At 68.4% G+C, this 19,536-nt stretch carries 16 protein-coding genes; 6 read left to right on the forward strand and 10 right to left on the reverse strand.

All coding sequences use genetic code 11. The features are described from left to right. Positions 1–477: 477 nt before the first annotated feature. Complete coding sequence (locus tag MOQ72_RS41505; protein WP_242191480.1) at positions 478–1,338, reverse strand: hypothetical protein; 861 nt, start codon at positions 1,336–1,338, stop codon at positions 478–480. A 50-nt stretch (positions 1,339–1,388) separates the two neighbouring features. Beyond that, positions 1,389–2,003 carry a DUF305 domain-containing protein gene (locus MOQ72_RS41510; RefSeq protein WP_242191481.1) on the reverse strand — a complete coding sequence of 205 codons (615 nt, stop codon included), beginning with the start codon at positions 2,001–2,003 and terminating at the stop codon, positions 1,389–1,391. A 150-nt stretch (positions 2,004–2,153) separates the two neighbouring features. On the opposite strand from MOQ72_RS41510, the gene MOQ72_RS41515 reads away from it, so the two are divergent. Beyond that, positions 2,154–3,599, forward strand: coding sequence for an LVIVD repeat-containing protein (locus MOQ72_RS41515; protein ID WP_242191482.1), 1,446 nt, complete (start codon positions 2,154–2,156; stop codon positions 3,597–3,599). A 79-nt stretch (positions 3,600–3,678) separates the two neighbouring features. Here the strand turns inward: MOQ72_RS41515 and MOQ72_RS41520 are convergent, their stop codons facing one another. From MOQ72_RS41520 to MOQ72_RS41550, 7 genes are all read right to left on the reverse strand, one after another. After that, positions 3,679–5,841: a putative bifunctional diguanylate cyclase/phosphodiesterase gene (locus tag MOQ72_RS41520; protein ID WP_242191483.1), complete on the reverse strand. Its 2,163-nt coding sequence runs from the start codon at positions 5,839–5,841 to the stop codon at positions 3,679–3,681. An 89-nt stretch (positions 5,842–5,930) separates the two neighbouring features. Further along, complete coding sequence (locus tag MOQ72_RS41525; protein WP_242191484.1) at positions 5,931–6,740, reverse strand: SAM-dependent methyltransferase; 810 nt, start codon at positions 6,738–6,740, stop codon at positions 5,931–5,933. A gap of 152 nt (positions 6,741–6,892) precedes the next feature. Continuing rightward, positions 6,893–7,798: an oxidoreductase gene (locus MOQ72_RS41530; RefSeq protein WP_308198063.1), complete on the reverse strand. Its 906-nt coding sequence runs from the start codon at positions 7,796–7,798 to the stop codon at positions 6,893–6,895. A gap of 73 nt (positions 7,799–7,871) precedes the next feature. Further along, on the reverse strand, positions 7,872–8,579 hold the full coding sequence (locus MOQ72_RS41535; protein WP_242191485.1) for a M50 family metallopeptidase: 708 nt from the start codon (positions 8,577–8,579) through the stop codon (positions 7,872–7,874). A 140-nt stretch (positions 8,580–8,719) separates the two neighbouring features. Further along, the gene (locus MOQ72_RS41540; protein WP_242191486.1) at positions 8,720–10,042 is read right to left on the reverse strand and encodes a M20 family metallopeptidase; all 1,323 of its coding nucleotides are present in this window, start codon (positions 10,040–10,042) and stop codon (positions 8,720–8,722) included. An 88-nt stretch (positions 10,043–10,130) separates the two neighbouring features. Further along, positions 10,131–10,898, reverse strand: a complete 768-nt coding sequence (locus tag MOQ72_RS41545) for an EI24 domain-containing protein (protein ID WP_242191487.1) — start codon at positions 10,896–10,898, stop codon at positions 10,131–10,133. Between the two features lie 80 nt (positions 10,899–10,978). Beyond that, a complete protein-coding gene (locus MOQ72_RS41550) occupies positions 10,979–11,197 on the reverse strand; it encodes a hypothetical protein (protein WP_242191488.1) in 219 nt (72 codons plus the stop codon). Between the two features lie 294 nt (positions 11,198–11,491). Between MOQ72_RS41550 and MOQ72_RS41555 the strand changes: the two genes are divergently transcribed. After that, positions 11,492–11,992: an Lrp/AsnC family transcriptional regulator gene (locus tag MOQ72_RS41555; RefSeq protein ID WP_308198064.1), complete on the forward strand. Its 501-nt coding sequence runs from the start codon at positions 11,492–11,494 to the stop codon at positions 11,990–11,992. 258 nt (positions 11,993–12,250) lie between these two features. On the opposite strand, the gene MOQ72_RS41560 is transcribed toward MOQ72_RS41555, so the two are convergent. Next, positions 12,251–13,669 (reverse strand): gamma-aminobutyraldehyde dehydrogenase, encoded by a 1,419-nt coding sequence (locus tag MOQ72_RS41560; RefSeq protein ID WP_242191495.1) that lies wholly within the window; start codon positions 13,667–13,669, stop codon positions 12,251–12,253. A 212-nt stretch (positions 13,670–13,881) separates the two neighbouring features. Here MOQ72_RS41560 and MOQ72_RS41565 point away from each other — a divergent pair, with 212 nt between their 5' ends. From MOQ72_RS41565 to MOQ72_RS41580, 4 genes are all read left to right on the forward strand, one after another. Continuing rightward, positions 13,882–15,258, forward strand: a complete 1,377-nt coding sequence (locus tag MOQ72_RS41565) for an APC family permease (RefSeq protein ID WP_242191489.1) — start codon at positions 13,882–13,884, stop codon at positions 15,256–15,258. Positions 15,259–15,353: 95 nt separating this feature from the next. Continuing rightward, on the forward strand, positions 15,354–16,745 hold the full coding sequence (locus MOQ72_RS41570) for an aspartate aminotransferase family protein (RefSeq protein WP_242191490.1): 1,392 nt from the start codon (positions 15,354–15,356) through the stop codon (positions 16,743–16,745). Positions 16,746–16,832: 87 nt separating this feature from the next. Continuing rightward, on the forward strand, positions 16,833–17,738 hold the full coding sequence (locus MOQ72_RS41575) for an AraC family transcriptional regulator (protein WP_242191491.1): 906 nt from the start codon (positions 16,833–16,835) through the stop codon (positions 17,736–17,738). 372 nt (positions 17,739–18,110) lie between these two features. Then, complete coding sequence (locus MOQ72_RS41580; protein WP_242191492.1) at positions 18,111–19,139, forward strand: aldo/keto reductase; 1,029 nt, start codon at positions 18,111–18,113, stop codon at positions 19,137–19,139. Positions 19,140–19,536 lie beyond the last annotated feature (397 nt).

Below are 19,536 nucleotides of genomic sequence, written 5' to 3' on the forward strand. Positions count from 1 at the left end.
AAGCTTATTTTTTCTAACCTTGCCGGGCGCGTGCTGTCCGCCCCCCGTGATGGGGGGGGGGGGGGGGGGGGTGTTGTGGGTGGTGGGCCGCCACACAAACAAAAACCCCCCACGACCGTTGTTGGTGCGTCCTTCGCGGGAGGAGCGGAATCCGGTGCCCGATACCTCAGCGCTGATCGCCGTCGGTGGCAGGCGTTCATCCATGCCCGTCAAGGCTGGACGCTTCACCCGATGACCAGTGACGCACGAAGTCGGCCTCCTCCAGCGCTTTCCGCGGCTGGAGCTCGCGACCGGTGAACTCGATTGGAAGACCGGCGTCTTCATCCGCGGCCTGCGCGCCCTGCCGGTCCAGTGGTGAGGCTCAGCCCACCTCGATCTGCAGCGCTCGCATGGTGTTGATCTCGTCCGTCCGAACAGCCCTCGAAGCGTGATCTTTTCGAGGTCTGCTTGAGCACGGCTGCGCGGACGAGTTCGGTGTCACGCGGGCGAGAGGCTCAGGACCGCTCTCCCGTCTCCCACAGCCACGGCTTTCACCTCGATACCGTTCATGATCGTGGACTGCCCGGTGGCCAGCGGCGACGTTATCGACCCGCCTTCGAACTTCGCACCGATCTCCATCACGCCGCCGGTGATGCTGCGCACCCGCATCAGGGTGAACCCGTGCTGCTGGGGCGCTGCGACCACGGCCGAGGGGGACACCAGCACCTCGCACGCCCCGTCCGCGCAGGCGGCGAGGTTTTCGCCGTCCCCGGCCGTTGGCAGGGCGACCGGCGCGGCCGAGGGCGTGCCCTGATCCTCCGGGAGGTGGCAGTTCTCGGCCTTCTCGTGCGCCTGGGCGACGGTGCCGTCCGCGGCAATCAGCGCAGCCAGGTCAAGCCCCTCCGGCTTGAGCGTCTTGAGCGCGGCGGAGGTCTCGCCGACGAACCCGCGCAACGCCTCCTCGGAGGCGTCGTACTGACTCGCGTACCCGTCCACCTTGGCGCCCAGCCGCTCGGCCGCCTTCGAGTAGGAGTCGATCAGCTCCGCCCCGCGCGGGAACGCCTCCGGGGTCAGGGTGGTGTACCCCACCTCGTCCAGCGCGGTGTCAACCGAGCTCAGGTACGACGACAGGTCCATCGAGACGAACTCGTCGCGCAGGTCCGGCAGCGGCTCCGGGGGTGCGGTGAAAACCCTGGTCGCGTCGCAGAACTCGTTCAGCCACTCCACCTGCTCCGGGGTGGGTGGCGGCGCCGGGGCGCTCGGCGAAGGCGGGCTGGCCGGTGGCTCCCCCGGAGCGCCACAACCGGCGAGGCTGCACAGGACGAGAGCCGCGGCGCCGAGCCGCACGTCTTTCCGCATGGTCACTTCCTACCGGCCGGAGCCGGGAGGGGTCCCGCGTTTGACAAGGTTCAGCCCACTTCGGTCTGCAGTGCTCGCATGGTGTTGATCTCGTCCTGCTGGGTGACCAGGACGTCCTGGGCCATCTCGTGGACCTGTTCGTCGCGGCCCTTGGTGAGGAAATCGGTGGCCATGGTGAGCGCGCCCTCGTGGTGGGCGATCATCAGCTGGAGGAAGAGGCGGTCGAAGTCGGCACCTCGGGAGTTCGCGAGCTGGGCGAGCTGTTCCGGCGTCGCCATGCCCGGCATGCTCGCGTGATCGTGCCCGCCGTGCCCACCGTGTTCGTCGAGGCTCCGGCTGGCCAACCAACCCTGCATGGCGCTGATCTCCGGGCCCTGGGCCGCGCCGATGCGCTCGGACAGCGCGCGGACCTTGGCGTTCGCGGCGCGTTCCGGCGAAAGCGCGGTCAGCTGCACGGCTTGCTGGTGGTGCGCGATCATCATGCGCAGGTAGTCGGCCTCGACGTCGACCGACGGGCTCGCCTGCGGCGCGACGCTGGCCACCACCTGCGGCTCGTCTCCCGGCCCACCCGGCAACACCACCGTCGGCGACGCCTGCTCGGCGGCGCATCCGCCGAGCACGCCCGCTGCCAGCAGCAACGCGACTCCGGTGGGGAACCGACGCATCTCGATCCTCCTTCTACCCAGGCAAAAGCGCCCAGGCGGCCTATTGGGGTGGCAACCGGACATCACGATACTGATCTTCGGCGGTGCTTCGGTACCGCTGATTGCAACTGCCCTAACCCAGGGCAGCACTTCAGCCCAGCATGGGGGTGGATGGTCTTGAAACCGAGTTCCAGGGGTCGATGGCGCGCCGCAGGGGCCGCAGTCGGCGTGCTAGCCCTCGGCTTGACCCTCGCACCGGCATCCGCGGCGACCCCGCCGAACGATCGCCCGGAGGAATACTCCGCGCAGACCGTCGCCGCCCCGTCGAGCGAGATCATCAAGAGCGACAACATCGAGCAGGCCGCGAACCTGCCGAAGCAGCCGCCGTTCAACACGCTTGAGGCGTACGGCACGGACATCGCGTTCAAGCAGAACTACGCGTTCGTCGGCAACTACGACGGTCTCGTGGTCTACGACATCGCCAACCCGAAGAAGCCGCAGATCGTCACGCAGGTGCTCTGCCCCGGTGGCCAGGGCGACGTGTCGATCTCGGGCAACCTGCTGTTCGTCTCCACCGACTACCCGCGCACGAACAACACGTGCACCAGCGAGCAGACCGACGCCGCGGACCCCAACGGCTGGGAGGGCATGAAGGTCTTCGACGTCAGCGATCCGGCCAAGCCGCGCTACGTGTCGGCGATCGCCACCGACTGCGGTTCGCACACCCACACCCTGGTGCCGGACAAGGCCGGTCAGGCGGTGTACCTCTACATCTCCTCCTACGGTCCGCGGGCGGAGTTCCCGAAGTGCCAGCCGCCGCACGACAAGATCTCGATCATCAAGGTGCCGCTGGACAACCCGGCCGAGCCGGTGCTGGTTGACGCGCCGGTGCTGTTCCCGGACGGCGGCAACCCCGGAACGCCGACGACCAGCGCCACCACGGGCTGCCACGACATCACGGTGTTCCCGGAGAAGGACCTGGCCGCCGGTGCCTGCATGGGTGACGGCGTGCTGTTCGACATCTCCGACCGGGAGAAGCCGCGGGTGATCAACCAGGTCCGCGACGACCAGAACTTCGCGTTCTGGCACTCGGCCACGTTCAACAACGCGGGCACCAAGGTGATCTTCACCGACGAGCTCGGCGGTGGCTCCGCGCCGACCTGCAACGAGGCGACCGGGCCGACCCGCGGTGCGGACGGCATCTACGACATCGTCGGCTCCGGTGCGGACGCGAAGCTGGAGTTCCGCAGCTACTTCAAGATCCCCCGCCCCCAGGCCGACACCGAGAACTGCGTGGCGCACAACGGTTCGCTGATCCCGGTCGAGGGCCGCGACATCATGGTGCAGGCTTGGTACCAGGGTGGCGTGTCGGTGTGGGAGTTCACCGATTCCGCCCAGCCGCAGGAGATCGCCTACTTCGAGCGCACCGCGTTCGACCCGGCGAAGTTGCAGCTGGCGGGTTCCTGGTCGGCGTACTACTACAACGGCTACATCTACTCCTCCGGCATCCAGGAGGGCTTGGACGTGCTGGACATCCGCGACAAGCGGACGGACCCGGCCAAGAAGGTCCGCTACGAGGAGTTCAACCCGCAAACCCAACCGGTCTACCAGAACTGACTTGACACCAACGAGGACCGGCCCCGCCAGGAACCCTGACGGGGCCGGTCCTCGTCGCGCGCCGACACCGAAAGCCCGGCTAGGACAGGTCTGTTCCGCTGAGGAAGTCCGGGACGTCGAAGGACAGCAGCGGGTCGCCGAACAGCGCTCCGGTGCCCACTTCGCAACCCATTGCGCGCCAGCTGCGGGCCTGGTCCTCGGTGTCGATGCGGCCCGCCCACAGCCGCGCGCCGCAGGCCCGGACCAGCGGGACCATCCCGCGGATCGCCTGCACCTCCGGCGCGTCCTCGGAATCCGCGGTGCGCACGAGTTCGACCAGTTCGTCGGCCACCCGCACGGCGTCGACCGGAAGGTCCCGCAGCAGGCGCAGTTCCTCCGGGGAACCTTGGAAGCCGTGCAGCGACGTCTTGATGCCGCGGCTGTTGAGGTAGCGGAGGTTGTCGCGGGTCTCCTCGTTGTCGCCGCTGATCGCGGCCACCGGCAGGCACAGCCGCAGCCAGGTCGGATCGACATCACCGGCGGCGAGCATCCGGTGGATCACCGCGGCCAGATCGGGGTCCTGCCCCTGGTTCGGGCTCAGCGACACGGACAGCTGCACCCGATGTCCGGCGGCGTGCCACTCGCACAGCTGCTGCCACGCGGTTTCCAGCATCCAGTCCCGCAACGACAGCGTGACGCCGGAACGCTCCGCCAGGCGCAGGCAGTACTCGTGTTCGAGGGTGCCGTATCCGCTGGTCTCCCAACGGAGTCCGGCTTCCAGGGCGATCAGCTTGCCGCCATCGATGAACGTCAGCGGCCGGTAGACCACGTCGAACTCGCCCATTTCCAGGCCGCCGGGCATCACCGCGGCCAGCTTGGACTCGATCCGCTCCTCCGGCGCGGTGTCCGGGTCGAACAACGCCCACTGCCGCTTGCCCGCCGCCTCCGCGCGGCGCAACGCGACGTCGGCGGCCCACAGCATGTTCGCCGCCTCGGCGTCGGCCGCCATCCGCTGCACCACGCCGACGCTGGCGGACGCCGCGATGCCCTGTTCGCTGATGTAGACCGGCTCGGCGAGCAGCTCGTTGATCAGCTCGGTCAACTTCGGCACCGGCGGGGTCTTCTCCTGCTCCCAGACCAGGATCGCGAACTCGGTGCCGCCGAAGCGGGCGACGATCGCCTCTTCGCCCTCGACCAGCCGCTCCAGCCGCCGGGCCACCTCCTTGATCACCCGGTCGCCGACCTCGTAGCCGAGGCCGTCGTTGATCAGCTCGAAGCCGTCCAGCCCGAGGTGGTAGAGCGCCAGCCGGGCGTCCGCGGGCAGGTTGGCCAGCGCCGCTTCCAACCTGGTGTGGAAGAACTGCCGGTTCGGCAACCCGGTCAGGGCGTCGTGCAGCGCCTGGTACTGGAAGCGTTCTTGCAGCAGGTGCAGCTCGGTGATGTCCTCGACCATGGTGACGAAGTTGCGAGGTGCGCCGTCGGAGCCCCGCAGCACCGACACCGCGAGGTAGGCCCAGGCTTCTTCACCGTTGGCGCGCAGCAGTCGTTTGCGTTCGCTGAGCCGCTTCGAGCTGCCGCCCTCGGCCAGTTCGGCGTAAGCGGCGGCCAGGTATTCCGCGTCCTCGGGGTGGAACAGGTCGTGGATGGTCATGGACGCCAGGTCGTGCGCCTGGTATCCGAGGGTGTCTTCCCACGCCGGGTTCACCTGCACGAATTTCCCGGCCAGATCGCAGATCGCGACGCCGATCGGAGTTGTCGTGAACACCTCGCCAAACCTCGCCTCGCTGGCCGCCAGCTCCCGGTCGGCCTTCAGCTTCGAGCGCAGCAACGCCTTCTTCAGCGTCTCCTGCTGGATGAAAGTGCTCTCCCGGTCTGCCGCGGCGTAGCCAGCCGCGATCGCGGTGATCAGGGCCAGGATGCGGCGCACCGCGTCGTTGCCGTGCTGTTCGACCAACGCGTCGCGCAGCAGGTCCAGGCTCCGCGGCAGGCTGTCCTCCCCGGTGGCGTGGATGTCCACCAGCCGAGTGCCGACCACTCGTCCCACATCGTCCACAGTCGACGGATCGTCCAGCGCCTCGACGATGCGGCCGACGAGTTCCAGCAGGGCTTGCTCGACGGTCTCCCTGGCCAGCGGGATGTACGAGGCGGTGCTGAGCTCCGCCGCCCAGCGGGCCGCCACCTCGACCCGCCAGTCGATGCCGTACCGCTGCCGGACCAGCACCTCCGGCGTCCCCTGCGGGGCGTTCCCAGTTCCCTCGCTCATCTCAACCGTCCGTCGACGTCCGCGGTGATTCGCCCCAGTGCACCTTCCTAGCACCACCGAAAATCAGCGCCACGCCCCCCGTGAACGCCTCATCTCTTGCGCCCCACCCCCGCGTAGATCTGGGAACCGCCGGGCTCGTCGGCGGCCTGTTCGGGCCGCTCCGGCCGCCACATCGCGGTGCCCACCACACCTGGGGAAACCAGATCGAAGCCGGTGAACAACTCGGTGATCTCGGCGTGCGTCCGGGTGTAGATGGGGTCCGCGCTGCGCTTCATGACCTCGGTCACACCGGCCATCTCGTCCGGGCTGATGTCCGCGGTGAAGTGCGACAACGCCAGGTAGCTGCCGGGGGCCAGCGCGTCCCGGTAGCGGGCGACGATCGCCGGGGCGTCCGCCTCGGGCGGCACGAAGTGGAAGACACCGGCCATGATCAGGCCGATCGGTTCGCTGAAGTCCAACAGCCGCCTGGTCTCCGCAGCCTTCAGTATCGCCTCGGGTTCGCGCATGTCGGCCTGGACGATGGTGGCGTTGTCGTTGCCCTGCAACAGCAGTTGGCTGTGCGCGACTGCGACCGACTCGTAGTCCACGTACACCACGCGCGCCTGCGAGTCGGCGTCCTGGGCGATCTGGTGCACGTTGCCGACCGTCGGGATGCCCGAACCGATGTCCAGGAACTGGCGGACGCCCTGCTGCCCCATGAAGACCACGGCGCGGCGCAGGAACGAGCGGTTGAGCCGGGCGACGTCGCGGGCGCTGGGCAACGCGGTGAGGAACTTCTCCGCCAGCGCCCGATCGGCGGCGAAGTTGTGCGCCCCGCCGAGCAGATAATCGTAGAGCCGAGCCGCGCTGGGGGTCTCCTCGTCGACGTTGTCGGGCACCCACATCGCCTGTTCGGTCACGGTCGCCTCACCTCTCGTACCGGTACGTGTTGACCAGACTACTGGGTGACACCAGCCGGGCTTGTTCGACGTAACCCGGCCGCGATCGTCGGTATCGATCGAGACCACCGTACGGCACAAAACTGGCACCTCGCCCTTGACGTGCCGGCGCGTCAGTGCGCCGCTTCGAGCGTTTCGCCGTCGGCGACCAGGGCGTCGAGTTCGGCGACGTCGTCGGCGGTGAGCTCCAGGCTGCCAGCGGCGGTGTTCTCCTGGAGGTGCGCCACCGACGAGGTGCCGGGGATCAGCAGGATGTTCGGCGACCGCCGCAGCAGCCAGGCCAGCGACACCTGGGTCTGCGTGGCGCCGCGCCGCTCGGCTACCGCACGCAGCACGCCGTCCTCGCGGGCGCGGCTGTCGGCGAATCCGGAGCCCAGCGGGAAGAACGGGACGAATGCGGCACCGGCTGCCGCGGTCTTGCCGAGCAGTTCCGCCGACGTGCGGTTCACCACGTTGTAGAGGTTCTGCACGGCAGCGATGCGGGTGTGCCGCTGCGCCTCCTCGAACTGCTCGGTGGACACATTGGACAGCCCGATGTTGCGCAGCAACCCCTGCTCGCGGAGCTCGATCAGCGCCCCGAGCTGGTCGGCCAGCGTGATGCCCGGCTGGTCGCCGAGGTACCGCAGGTAGACCAGATCCAGCGTTTCGAGCCGGAGGCGGCGCAGGTTGTCGTGCACCTGCGCGCGCAGCGCGTCCGGATGCCCCAGCGGCAGCCATCCGCCCTGGTGGTCGCGGTAGGCGCCGATCTTGGTGACCAGCACCAGGTCGTCCCCGTAGGGGTGCAGCGCCTCCGCGATCAACTCGTTGACCACCCACGGCCCGTAGTAGTCGCAGGTGTCGATGTGGTTGATGCCCAGTTCCACGGCACGCCGCAGCACCTGGATCGACCGCTCGCGGTCGCGCGGCGGGCCGAACACCCCCGGCCCCGCCAACTGCATCGCACCGAAACCGACTCGGCTGACCGTCAGATCCACGGCCAGCTGGTACTCGCCACCAAGGGCGCTGGAAGCACTCGTCACGCCGCGATGCTGCTGGAAAATCGCTGCTGACGCAACCAACACCTCGCTGCCAAGCGAGAGAGGAGCCAACGGCTCACACCTGTGGCATCAGCAGCAACCAGCGGGCCCCGAACACGAGCGCGACGATCCCGATCAGGAACCAGCACGCCAGCCACGTCCCGGCTGGCAGCCCGGTCAGCCGGGCGAGCTGGTCCGCATCGGAGTTCGCCGCGCGGCCCCTGGCCCGCTTGTGGCGCAGCTCGGCGACCGGCCGCAGGCCGCCGAAGAGCAGGAACCAGCTGAACAGCGCGCAGCACAGCGCCTGCCAGGCCGGAGTCGCGAACCAGGACACCGCGAAGAGCGCGCCACCGGTCACCAGGATCGACAGCACCCCGTAGGCGTTGCGGATGGCCAGCAGCATCGCGACGAGCAGCGCGATGCACGCCCACAGCATCACGCGGGCGAGGTCGACGGTCACCAGCCACGCGCCGCCGAGCCCGAGCAGCGACACCGCCGGATACCCGGCGACCAGGGTGAACACCATGCCGGGCCCGGTCGCCTTGCCGGTCGAGACGGTCAGCCCGGAGGTATCGGAGTGCAGGCGGATGCCGTTGAGCTTGCGGCCGCTGAGCAACGCGACCACCGCGTGGCCGCCCTCGTGCGCGATCGTCACCACGTTGCGCAGCAACAGCCAGGTGTTGCGGCTGAGCACCAAGACCAACGAGAGCACACCGGCGATCAGCGCGGCGAGGTTGCCCGAATCGAGCAGCTGCGCGGTCCACTCCCGCACTAAATCGTCCACAGTAGACACCCGAGGCTCGACGACAGACCTCGATCCAGCCTACTCGTGAGCGCTCAACCGTGATGAGGGGTGAGGGGCACCCGTGACCCAGTAACTTGGTCACGGGTGCCCCTCACCTCGTTCCGGTGTCCGCTGGTGGGTCAGTCGAAGTAGGTGGCCACGTCCAGGGGGCCGCCAGCGGCTTCGAACTCGGCCCGCACCGCGTCCCGGAGGTCGGCATCGGCGAGGTAGTCCACTGTGGTCAGGGCGAGCCCGACCGCACCGTCGAGGACCGCCCGGTCCCCGGCGGGAGAGCCAGCCGCGGCGGCGAATTCCTCGGTGTGCAGGGACAAGCTCGGCTCACCGAGGCCGATCATCGGGTGGATGGCCGGGAGCCGGTAGCTGAGGTTGCCGAGGTCCGTTGAGCCCGTCAGGTACTCCGGCACCACGCCGCGCGGCAGGGCGGTCCGGCCGCGCCGGGCCTGGTGCTGCGCCCAGCGGGCCGCGAGCGCGTCGTTGTGCCGGATCGGCAGGTAGGCAGGGTTGTCGTCCCAGGTCAGCTCGACCCCGCAGCCCGTCATCGACGCCGCGCCCCGCGCGATCGCCTCGATCCGGGCGGCCAGGTCCTGCAACGAGCCAGGCTCGGCGGAACGCACGTAGAACAACGCCGCGGCGCGGTCGGGCACGACGTTGGGCCGCTTGCCACCGTCGGTGATGATCCCGTGCACCCGGTCCGTCGAGGGCATGTGCTGCCGCATCGCCGCAACGCCCTGGTACGTCGCCACGACCGCATCGAGGGCGTTGCGACCCATGAACGGCTGCGCGGCGGCGTGCGCGGCCACGCCGTGGAAGACCACCTCGACCTGACGCCGCCCCAGGAACGGGTGGGTGGCGATGTCGTGGGAAAACGGGTGCAGCATCACGACCACGTCGACATCGTCGAAAAGCCCTGCTCTGGCGAGGTGTTCCTTGCCGCCGCCGCCCTCTTCGGCCGGGGTGCCGAACAGGCTCACCCGGCCACCGGTAATGGTCACCGCGGTGGCCGCGGCGAGGAACCCGCCGACCGCCGCCGAACAGATGATGTTGTGCCCGCAACCGTGCCCGATCCCCGGCAACGCGTCGTACTCCGCCAGCACCGCGACGTGCGGACCACCGCCACCAACGCCAACGCGCAACGCGGTGTCCAGCCCGCCGACACCGACCTCGACGTCGTACCCGTGGCACCGCACGAGGTCGGCCGCCCGTGCGACGGACCGATGCTCGGCGAACGCTTCCTCCGGCTGCGCGTGCAAGTCCCGGCTCAGCGCGACGAGGTCCTCGGCGTGCCCATCCACCCACCGCTCGACCTCGGCGCACAGCGCCTTGTCGGCACCCGTGAAGTCGGACCGAATGGGCTCGGCTGTGTCCACCGCCCGTTCGGTCGCGGCGGCCACGGCGCGCAGGTAGGAAGCGTCCGGCTGTACTGGCTCAACGTGCTCCGTCACACCCTGACTCTAGGGCCTGTTCTTTAAGCGCGTTTTGCGTCGCGATGCAGGTATCGGAACCTGCCTTCGAAGCGGCCGTGCGGGTCTGTCATCGCGGCGCGACGCCGCCTTGCCGGGGAACCGGCCCGAGCACGCGGTGCGCCAGCAGTGTGCCACCGACCACCGCGGACGGGATCACCACCAGTTGCGCGATCGGGATCAGGCACAGCAGGTAGGTCGGCAGTCCGAAGCCGAACACCACCGCCCGGTGCTTCCGCAGCGTTCGGTGCCGGTCGCCGAGCTTCAGGCCGCGCCGCTGGAACACCAAGCCGACCATTTCCAGGCTGACCACCCACGCCCCGAACAACGCGCCCAGCACCAGCGCCGCGATCTGCCCGACCACCGGGATGAACCCGATGCAGAACAGCACGATCGCACCGATCAGCACGATGCCGAGCAGCTTCAGCGAATCCCGCAGGCCGCGGCCGACCTGCCGCAGCAACCCGGCACCGTCGTCGGAGGCGTCCAGTCCCAGCTGCTGCTCCGCCTTTTCCGCGATGTACTCGTAGAACGGGCCGCCGATGAGCAGCGTGATGGCGATGAACGACACCGAGCACAGCATCGCGACCGCACCGACCAGCGCCACACCCAGCAGGATGCGCAGTGCTTGGCGGGCGAAGTCGCCCCAACCGTCGGCGAACGGCGTCATCCAGGTGACCAGGTCACCGCTGAAGTAGAGCAGCGTGCCGAGGCCGCCGAGCAGCAGCACGGCGCTGATCAGCGCGGGCAGCGCACCGAGGAGCAGCAGCTTCGGATTGCGCAGGATGATGCCGAAACCGGCACCGAGGGTGCGGGTACCGGCGAAGAACGAACTCATCTGGGTCGGTCTCCCATGCGGTGGCGATCAACGCGCCCACCGTATCGGCCGCCGGGTCCCTCAGGTGGCGAACCGGGAGATCAGCGCACGACGCGATGCCGGTTCCGCCGCGGATGCCGCGTCGCCCGGGGCAACCGCCCGCCGAACGGCCTCGGATTGCGCTGGTCCTCGCAGCGGTTCGCGTGCAGTTCCAGCACCAGGACGTCCGGGTTCTCCCCGGCGTGGCTCCGCCAGAGCATCCTCAGCAGCTCGTCCTCGGCGAGCACCCAACGACGGCCGAACACGTCATCGTCACTCATCGCGACTCCAACTCCCGCGCGCGTAGCACATGGTGTGTGTGCGATCGCCCCCGGTTCACCATACCTCGGGGATCAGCCCGAGTGATCCGATTCGCCAGGCGGAACGAGCAACTTGGGTTGGCCTTGTTCGCGCAGCTGAATCGGCCGATCGAGGGCTCCTTCCCGAGGAGCTGCCGCTCGCGGCCAGCGGCCGAAGGTGTCCGGCGGCGAGGTCGACGCTGGCCCCGGAACTGGCCGACGCGCCGAACTGATCCGCCTTGCAACCGCGACGTCCAGCGGCAACGATACGTCGCTGTGACACGCAAGTCCCAAGACCAGGACACCCCGATCGGCACCGCGAAACCGCCCGCGGCCGTGGACGACCTGTCCAAGCGGATCATCGAGCAGTTGCAGCAGGACGGCCGCCGCTCCTACGCCGCGATCGGCAAGGCCGTCGGGCTGTCCGAAGCCGCGGTGCGCCAGCGCGTGCAGCGGCTGCTGGACTCCGGCATGGTGCAGATCGTCGCGGTCACCGATCCGCTGCAGCTTGGCTTCCTGCGCCAGGCGATGATCGGCATCAAGGTCGCCGGTGACGTGCAGCGGGTCGCCGACCAGCTCGCGGAGCTCTCGGAGATCGAGTACGTGGTGATCACGGCAGGCTCGTTCGACCTGATCGTCGAGGTGGTGTGCCGGGACGACGACCAACTGCTGGAAGTGATCAACCGCCGCATCCGCAGCCTCGAAGCGGTCACCGCCACCGAAACCTTCGTCTACCTCAAACTCCGCAAGCAGACCTACGCCTGGGGCGCCCACTAGCCGTCTCGGAGACCCGGGGCCAAGGATCACGGCCGCACCACCCGACACGCAGCCGCAAGAGTCCGTCCTTGAACTTGAGCTGCGTGCGGATGCGGGTAGCAGAGTTGCCGATTTCCCGTGAAACCGCCCACTCCGCGAGCCCGACAGCCACCGCGACGCCCGACGCTGGGACTGCCCGAGCTGCCGCGAGCGGCGCAGCCGCTTAGCCCACCTACGGCACTGGCACCGCCGCGGGTTCTCAGCCTGGAATTTCAGAAATCAGCCCAGGTTGGTCATGACGTGTTTGATGCGGGTGTAGTCCTCCAGGCCGTACATGGATAGGTCCTTGCCGTAGCCCGAGTGCTTGAAGCCGCCGTGCGGCATCTCCGCGACCAGCGGGATGTGGGTGTTGATCCAGACCGTGCCGAAGTCCAGTTCGGTGCTCGCGCGCATGGCCCGCCCGTGGTCCGCCGTCCACACCGACGACGCCAGGCCGTAGCGAACACCGTTGGCTTTGGCGTACGCGTCTTCCTCGTCGGTGAAGCGCTGCACCGTGATCACCGGACCGAACACCTCGTCCTGCACGATCTCGTCGTCTTGGCGGAGTCCGGAAACGACCGTGGGGGCGTAGAAGTAACCGCGCTCCCCGACCCGCGACCCACCACAGTGGACGGTCGCGTGGGCGGGCAGCCGGTCGATGAAACCGGCCACCTTCTCCAGTTGGGCGGCGCTGTTCAGCGGCCCGTAGCGGACGTCGGTGTCGCTGGGCGGGCCGGTCCGGGTGTTGCGCGCCTGTTCCGCCAGCGCCGCGACGAACTCGTCGTGCAGGTCGTCCTGCACCAGCACACGGGTGGCCGCCGTGCAGTCCTGCCCCGCGTTGAAGAAGCCCGCGGTGGCGATGCCCTCGGCAGCCGATGCGACGTCGGCGTCGTCGAAGACCACGACCGGCGCCTTGCCGCCGAGTTCCAGGTGCACGCGCTTGAGGTCGTGCGCGGCCGATTCGGCCACCTCGACACCGGCGCGCACCGACCCGGTGATCGAAGCCATCTGCGGCACCGGGTGGTCGATGAGCAATCGCCCGGTGTCCCGGTCGCCGGTCACCACGTTGAACACCCCGGCAGGCAGGTGCTCGGCGGCGATCTCGGCAAGCAACACGGTGCTCGCGGGCGTGGTCTCGGAGGGTTTGAGCACCACGGTGTTGCCCGCCGCGAGCGCGGGCGCGATCTTCCAGATCGCCATCAGCAGCGGGTAGTTCCACGGCGTCACCTGGGCGCAGACACCCAGCGGCTCGCGGCGGATGAACGAGGTGTGCCCGGCCATGTACTCGGCGGCGGCGCGGCCCTCCAGCACTCGGGCCGCACCGGCGAAGAACCGCAGGTGGTCCAGCACCATCGTCAGCTCTTCGGAGTGCGTCAGCGCGACCGGCTTGCCGGTGTTCTCGCACTCCACGCCCACCACCTCGGCCGCGCGCGCCTCGATGGCGTCGGCGATGCGCGTCAGAGCCGTCTGCCGCTGCGCCGGAGTGGTCCGTCGCCAGCCCTGGAAAGCCTTGCTGGCAGCCGACATCGCATTGTCCACATCGGACTTCCCGGACAACACCTGAGCGGCGTAGGCCACACCGGTCGCCGGGTCGACGACCTCCAGCGTCCGGCCGTCGACTGCCGGTATCCGACGTCCGTCGATGAAGTTTTCGAACACTCGCCCGGCCACGCGGCACCTCTTCCACTAGTCCATCGACAACAGATTCAGTTGCAAACATGCTGACTTCCAACGCTTTCGATTGCAAGCGTGCGTGTTAAATGCTCTTTTCGTTGACGGGACGTCTTGACGGACCGCTGTGCACTGCTTTCAATGGGACGCCACGCGCCACGGCGTGCCACACCGAATCCCCTCCACGAACGAGGCCCCTCATGTCCCGGACAAACGAGGCCGCGTCGCCTCCTGCCGCCAGAACCGAACCCGAGCGCCTGCCCCGAGTGCTGACCATCTTCGGCGGCGTCCTGCTGACCCTCTCGTGCGTCACCCCGGCATCCTCGCTGTTCATCGTGGTGCCGCCGCTGGTGCAGACCCAGGGCACCGGCGTGGTGCTGACCCTCGCGCTGGCCGCGCTGGTGTCGCTCGGCGTCGCCTTCTGCTACAGCGAACTCGGCACCCGATTCCCGCACGCCGGTGGCGAGTACTCGATCGTCGCCCGCGTGCTCGGCCGCGGCGCCGGATGGGTCACCTTCGTGATGAGCCTGGCGATGATCGTGGTGGTGCCGCCGGTGATCGCCCTGGGCACCGCGGACTACCTGAGTTCGCTGGTGGAGCTCAACACCCCCGCCACCGGCGCCGTCGTGATGCTGCTCGCCACTGTCACCGCAGTGCTGGACGTGCGCTCGAACGCGCTGGTGACCGGCATCTTCCTGGGCATCGAAATCATGGCCGCCGCGTTGGTGGCGGTATTCGGCTTCGCCCACGTCAACCGCCCGCTGAGCACCCTGGTCGCGCCGACGATCCCGGACAGCGCGGGAGGTTCCGCGCCGTTCACGCTGGCCGTGCTGCTGACCGGACTGGCCGTCGGGATCTTCACCTTCCAGGGCTTCGGCAGCGCGGTGTACCTCTCGGAGGAGTTGCGCGATCCTCGGCGCAACGTCGCCCGCACGGTGTTGTGGTCGCTGCTGGCGGCAGTGGTGATCACCGTGCTGCCGACGGCGGCGATCGTGCTGGGCGCACCGACCGACACCGACCTGGCCACCGCCGACTTCCCGGCGATCGTCGAGTCCTGGGGCGGACCGGTGCTGTCGACGTTCGTGAGTCTCGCGGTCGCCGCCGCGATCCTCAACGCGGTGATCGTCATGGTCCTGCAGAACGCTCGGGTGATCTACGCATCGGCCCGCGACCAGGCATGGCCCGCTCCGGTGAACCGGGCGCTGTCCCGGCTGCACCCGCGCTGGAAGTCGCCGTGGGTGTCGACGCTGGTGGTCGGCGTTCCCGGTGCCGTGCTGGCCGGACTGGTCGATATCGAGGCGCTCATCGGTCTGACCGGCGTGGTCGTCGCCGTGCTGTACCTGCTGATCGCGATAGCCGCGCTGCGCGTTCGGCGATCGACCGGACAGGAAGCCTGGCGGATGCCGCTGTGGCCGGTGCCCGCACTGGTGACCGCCGCGGCGATCGTTCTGGCGCTGGCGAACCAGAGCATGGTGGACCTGCTGCTCACCGCGGCGGTGGTGGTGCTCGCCGCGGCGTACTACGCGGTGCACCTGCGCAGACGCGAGACTACGCACTGGGTCATGAAGAACAACTAGATCAATTGTCAATCTCTGATTTTTCTACGCTTTCCGTTGTCAAGTATCTCCAATACAATGGATTCAGCACACAGTCGATTGACGCGAGGTTGCTCATGACCGCGACGGAGAAGCCCGCCGCAAGCCACGTCCGGACGCTCAGCGACCGGGCCCGCGACCACCTCTGGTTGCACTTCGCCGACCACAGCGGCTACGCCCACAGCGAGATCCCGGTGATCGTGCGCGGCGAAGGACCGTACGTCTACGACGAGCACGGCAAGCGCTACTTCGACGGCCTGGCCGGGCTGTTCGCCGTCCAGGTCGGGCACGGGCGCGACGAACTCGCCGCAGCGGCAGCACGCCAGACCAAGCAACTCGGCTACTTCCCGCTGTGGTCGCACGCGCATCCCAGCGCCGTCGAACTCGCCGAGCGGATCGCCACCCGGGCGCCCGGCGACCTCAACCGGGTGTTCTTCACCGGCGGTGGCGGCGAAGCGGTGGAGACCGCCTGGAAGCTCGCCAAGCAGTACTTCAAGAAGACCGGGAAACCCAACAAGCACAAGGTGATCAGCCGGTCGTTCGCCTACCACGGCACCTCGCAGGGCGCGCTGTCCATCACCGGGATCCCAGGCGCCAAGCAGGACTTCGAGCCGCTGGTGCCCAGCGCGATCAAGGTGCCCAACACCAACTTCTACCGCGCGCCGGTCTTCGCCGACGACTACGAGCGCTTCGGTGCCTGGGCGGCCGACGAGATCGCCCGCGCGATCGAACGGGAGGGCCCCGACACCGTGGCCGCGGTGTTCCTGGAGCCGTTGCAGAACACCGGCGGATGCTTCCCACCACCGCCCGGCTACTGGCAGCGGGTCCGGGAGATCTGCACCGCCCACGACGTGCTGCTGGTCTCCGACGAGGTGATCTGCGCCTTCGGCCGACTCGGCCACGACTTCGGCGCCGACCGGTACGGCTACCAGCCGGACATCATCACCGTCGCGAAAGGACTGACCTCGGGGTACGCCCCGTTGGGTGCGATGATCGCCGACGAGCGGTTGATGCAGCCGTTCCTGGTCGACGGCAGCAGCTTCACGCACGGTTCGACCTACGGCGGACATCCGGTGGCCTGCGCGGTCGCGCTGGCCAACCTGGATCTGATGGCCGCCGAGGACCTCTACGGCCGGGTCCGCGCCAACGAGGCGAATTTCCGTGCCACGCTGGAGAAACTGCTCGACCTGCCGATCGTCGGGGATGTCCGGGGAGCCGGGTACTTCTACGGCGTCGAGCTCGTCAAGGACAAGGCGACCAAGGAGACCTTCACCGCGGCCGACGCGCAGCGGGTGCTGCGCGGGTACGTCTCGCCCGCACTGTTCGAGGCCGGGCTGTACTGCCGGGCCGACGACCGGGCCGAACCGGTGATCCAGCTGTCCCCACCGCTGATCTGCACCCAGGAGCACTTCGACGAAGTCGAGCAGATCCTCCGCGCAGTCCTGACCGAAGCCTGGACCAAGCTCTAGCTCGGCGACGCTTTCACGAAGCTCGCGAGTTCTTGCACATTCCTCTCGCTACCGACGGTCAGCGGGAGGGTGTGCTGGAATTGTGACATGTCTTTGGACAGCCTTCGCGAACTGCTGGAACGCCATGTGCGCCCCGACGGGACTACCGCCATCGACGGCGTCCGGATCTGCGGGGCCGACCACGCCGTCGCGCCGGAGACTGCGATGTCCGGCACGGTGCTGGCGATCATCGCCCAGGGTGACAAGCGGCTGGCGCTGGGTGACCGCGTCTTCGAATACGGCGCTGGCCAGTACCTGGTGGCGTCGATCGATCTCCCGCTGACCGGTCATTTCGTCGACACGGTGCCGAGCGAGGCATCGCTCGGTTTCGGGATGACGTTGGACCCAGCCGCTATCGCCGAGCTGCTGCTGGAAGCCGGGCCGGGTGACCTGCCGTGGGTTCCCGGAACCCCAGGACCGGGGATCGCGGTCAGTGACGCCCCGGACGAGTTGCTCGACGCTGTCGTGCGGCTGCTGCGCCTGCTCGACCAGCCACGGGACCGGAAGGCGCTGGCCCCGTTGTTCAAGCGCGAAATCCTCTGGCGATTGATCACCGGGGAACAAGGTGACGTCGTGCGCCAACTCGGCCTGGCCGACAGCAGCCTGAACCACATCAGACGTGCCGTGGGGTGGATCCGGGACAACTACACCAAGCCCTTCCGGGTCGAGGAAGTGGCACGGCTTTCGGGGATGAGCGTTTCCGCCTTCCACCGGAACTTCCAGGCGGTGACCGCGATGACCCCGATCCAGTTCCAGAAGCACATCCGACTGCAGGCGGCCAGGTTGCTGCTGGCGAACCGGCCACGCGACATCACCAGCGTCAGCCAGCGCGTCGGATACGACAACCTCTCCCAGTTCAGCCGGGAATACCGCCGCCAATTCGGCGTCCCACCCAGCATCGACGCGGTGCGCATGCGTGACGGCGCGGGCGCAGTCGTCGCGGCGCTGCCATGAAAATCCTCTGAGCGAAGAGGATTGTGCAAACAAGCGAGACTATCTTGCTAGCACTGCGTTGGCGGCGCTGTTCTTATGGAGATACCGGAGCATTCCGCGGATTCCGGGACAATTGCCAAAGGGCCGCCAAGGGGAGAAGTGTGCAGTACCGCAGCCTGGAGCGGGTTCGAATCGGGAATGGCGACCTGCCCTTCGAAGATGATCGGCGATCAGGGCTGTGACCGTGGACGATGCCGTCGCCCGCGCCCTTTCCGAAGAGACCTGAGCCGGTAACAGCAGGCCGAATTCTTCCCGTCGCGGCCCTGACCGCGGATCAGCAGAACCGCATGGGTTTGGTTGATCACTCACCAAACCAGTTCAACGAGGAGACACATGAAGTACCGCACGCTGGGCCGGACTGGGATCCGGGTCAGCCCGTACTGCCTGGGCGCCATGATGTTCGGGGCCATGGGAAACCCCGACCACGACGACTCGATCCGGATCATCCACCGGGCGCTGGACGCGGGGATCAACTTCGTCGACACCGCTGACGCGTATTCCCTCGGCGAATCCGAAGAGATCGTCGGAAAGGCTCTCAAGGGCCGCCGCGACAACATCGTGCTCGCCAGCAAGGCACATCTACCGATGAGCGACGATCCCAACCACCGGGGAAATTCACGGCGCTGGATCATCACCGCGGTCGAGAACTCCCTGCGACGCCTGGAGACCGACCACCTCGACCTGTACCAGATCCACCGCCCCGACCCCACTGCCGATGTAGAGGAGACGTTGTCGGCCCTGTCCGATCTGATTCACAGCGGCAAGGTGCGCGCGATCGGCACGTCGTCCTTCCCCGCCTCGGAGATCGTCGAAGCGCAGTGGGTCGCCGAGCGTCGTGGCCACGAGCGATTCCGGACCGAGCAACCGCCGTATTCGATCATCAACCGGAGCATCGAACGCGAGGTGCTGCCGGTCTGCCAGCGCTACGGCATGGGCACGCTGGTCTGGAGCCCGCTGGGCCAGGGCCTGCTCACCGGACGGTTCCGCAAGGGGAAGCAGTCCGATGGCCACCGCTTCAGCCTCATGCCGCACCACTTCGACGTCGAGCGCAAGCTCGACGTGGTCGAACAGCTCATCCCGCTCGCCGAGGAAGCCGGGCTGCCGATGACCCACCTCGCGATGGCGTTCGCGATCGCGCACCCCGGCGTCACTTCGGCGATCATCGGGCCGCGCACCATGGAACAGCTGGACGACCTGCTGGCCAGTGCCGACGTCACCCTGGACGACGAGATCCTCGACCGGATCGACGAGATCGCGCCGCCCGGTACTGACTCCGGTCCCAACGAGGTGACCTACGCACCACCGGCCGTGACGACCGTGAGCCTGCGTCGCCGACCGGTCGCCGAACGCTCCGCAGCCTGAACGGCAGCCGCACGAGGGGCCGTACGGTCACCTCACCTGTGACGGCATCGGGCCGCTATCAGCCAGCCGGTTGGTACCGACCCGATGCCATCACCAAGATCGCCGCCCGGACGGCTTTTGCCGACTCCCGCAGGGGTACCGCGACCCGCACCGCAACGGAAGCCACTCCGCGCACTCTCTTACAAGCCTTTCGATGTCCTCGCGAGGCGACTCCTCGGAACACGCAGCGGCGCGAGGTGATTCGCGCACCGCAAGCGCTTCGGGGGGGGGGGGGGGGGCCCCCCCCCCGCCCCCCCCCCCCCCCCCCGGGGGGGGGGGCCCCCCCCGCCCCCCCCCCCGGGGGGGCCCCCCCCCCGCCGGGCCAAAGCCAAGGGGGGGGGGGGGGGGGGGGCCCGCC

The sequence above is a fragment of the Saccharopolyspora soli genome (assembly GCF_022678645.1).
GTDB lineage: Bacteria > Actinomycetota > Actinomycetes > Mycobacteriales > Pseudonocardiaceae > Saccharopolyspora > Saccharopolyspora soli.

Excerpts from the sequence above, each read along its gene's own strand:
- MOQ72_RS41520 (WP_242191483.1), bottom strand. The coding sequence starts at position 5,841 with ATGAGCGAGGGAACTGGGAACGCCCCGCAGGGGACGCCGGAGGTGCTG.
- MOQ72_RS41565 (WP_242191489.1), top strand. The coding sequence starts at position 13,882 with ATGTCCCGGACAAACGAGGCCGCGTCGCCTCCTGCCGCCAGAACCGAA.
- MOQ72_RS41580 (WP_242191492.1), top strand. The coding sequence starts at position 18,111 with ATGAAGTACCGCACGCTGGGCCGGACTGGGATCCGGGTCAGCCCGTAC.
- MOQ72_RS41510 (WP_242191481.1), bottom strand. The coding sequence starts at position 2,003 with ATGCGTCGGTTCCCCACCGGAGTCGCGTTGCTGCTGGCAGCGGGCGTG.
- MOQ72_RS41515 (WP_242191482.1), top strand. The coding sequence starts at position 2,154 with ATGGTCTTGAAACCGAGTTCCAGGGGTCGATGGCGCGCCGCAGGGGCC.
- MOQ72_RS41575 (WP_242191491.1), top strand. The coding sequence starts at position 16,833 with ATGTCTTTGGACAGCCTTCGCGAACTGCTGGAACGCCATGTGCGCCCC.
- MOQ72_RS41550 (WP_242191488.1), bottom strand. The coding sequence starts at position 11,197 with ATGAGTGACGATGACGTGTTCGGCCGTCGTTGGGTGCTCGCCGAGGAC.
- MOQ72_RS41570 (WP_242191490.1), top strand. The coding sequence starts at position 15,354 with ATGACCGCGACGGAGAAGCCCGCCGCAAGCCACGTCCGGACGCTCAGC.
- MOQ72_RS41505 (WP_242191480.1), bottom strand. The coding sequence starts at position 1,338 with ATGCGGAAAGACGTGCGGCTCGGCGCCGCGGCTCTCGTCCTGTGCAGC.
- MOQ72_RS41545 (WP_242191487.1), bottom strand. The coding sequence starts at position 10,898 with ATGAGTTCGTTCTTCGCCGGTACCCGCACCCTCGGTGCCGGTTTCGGC.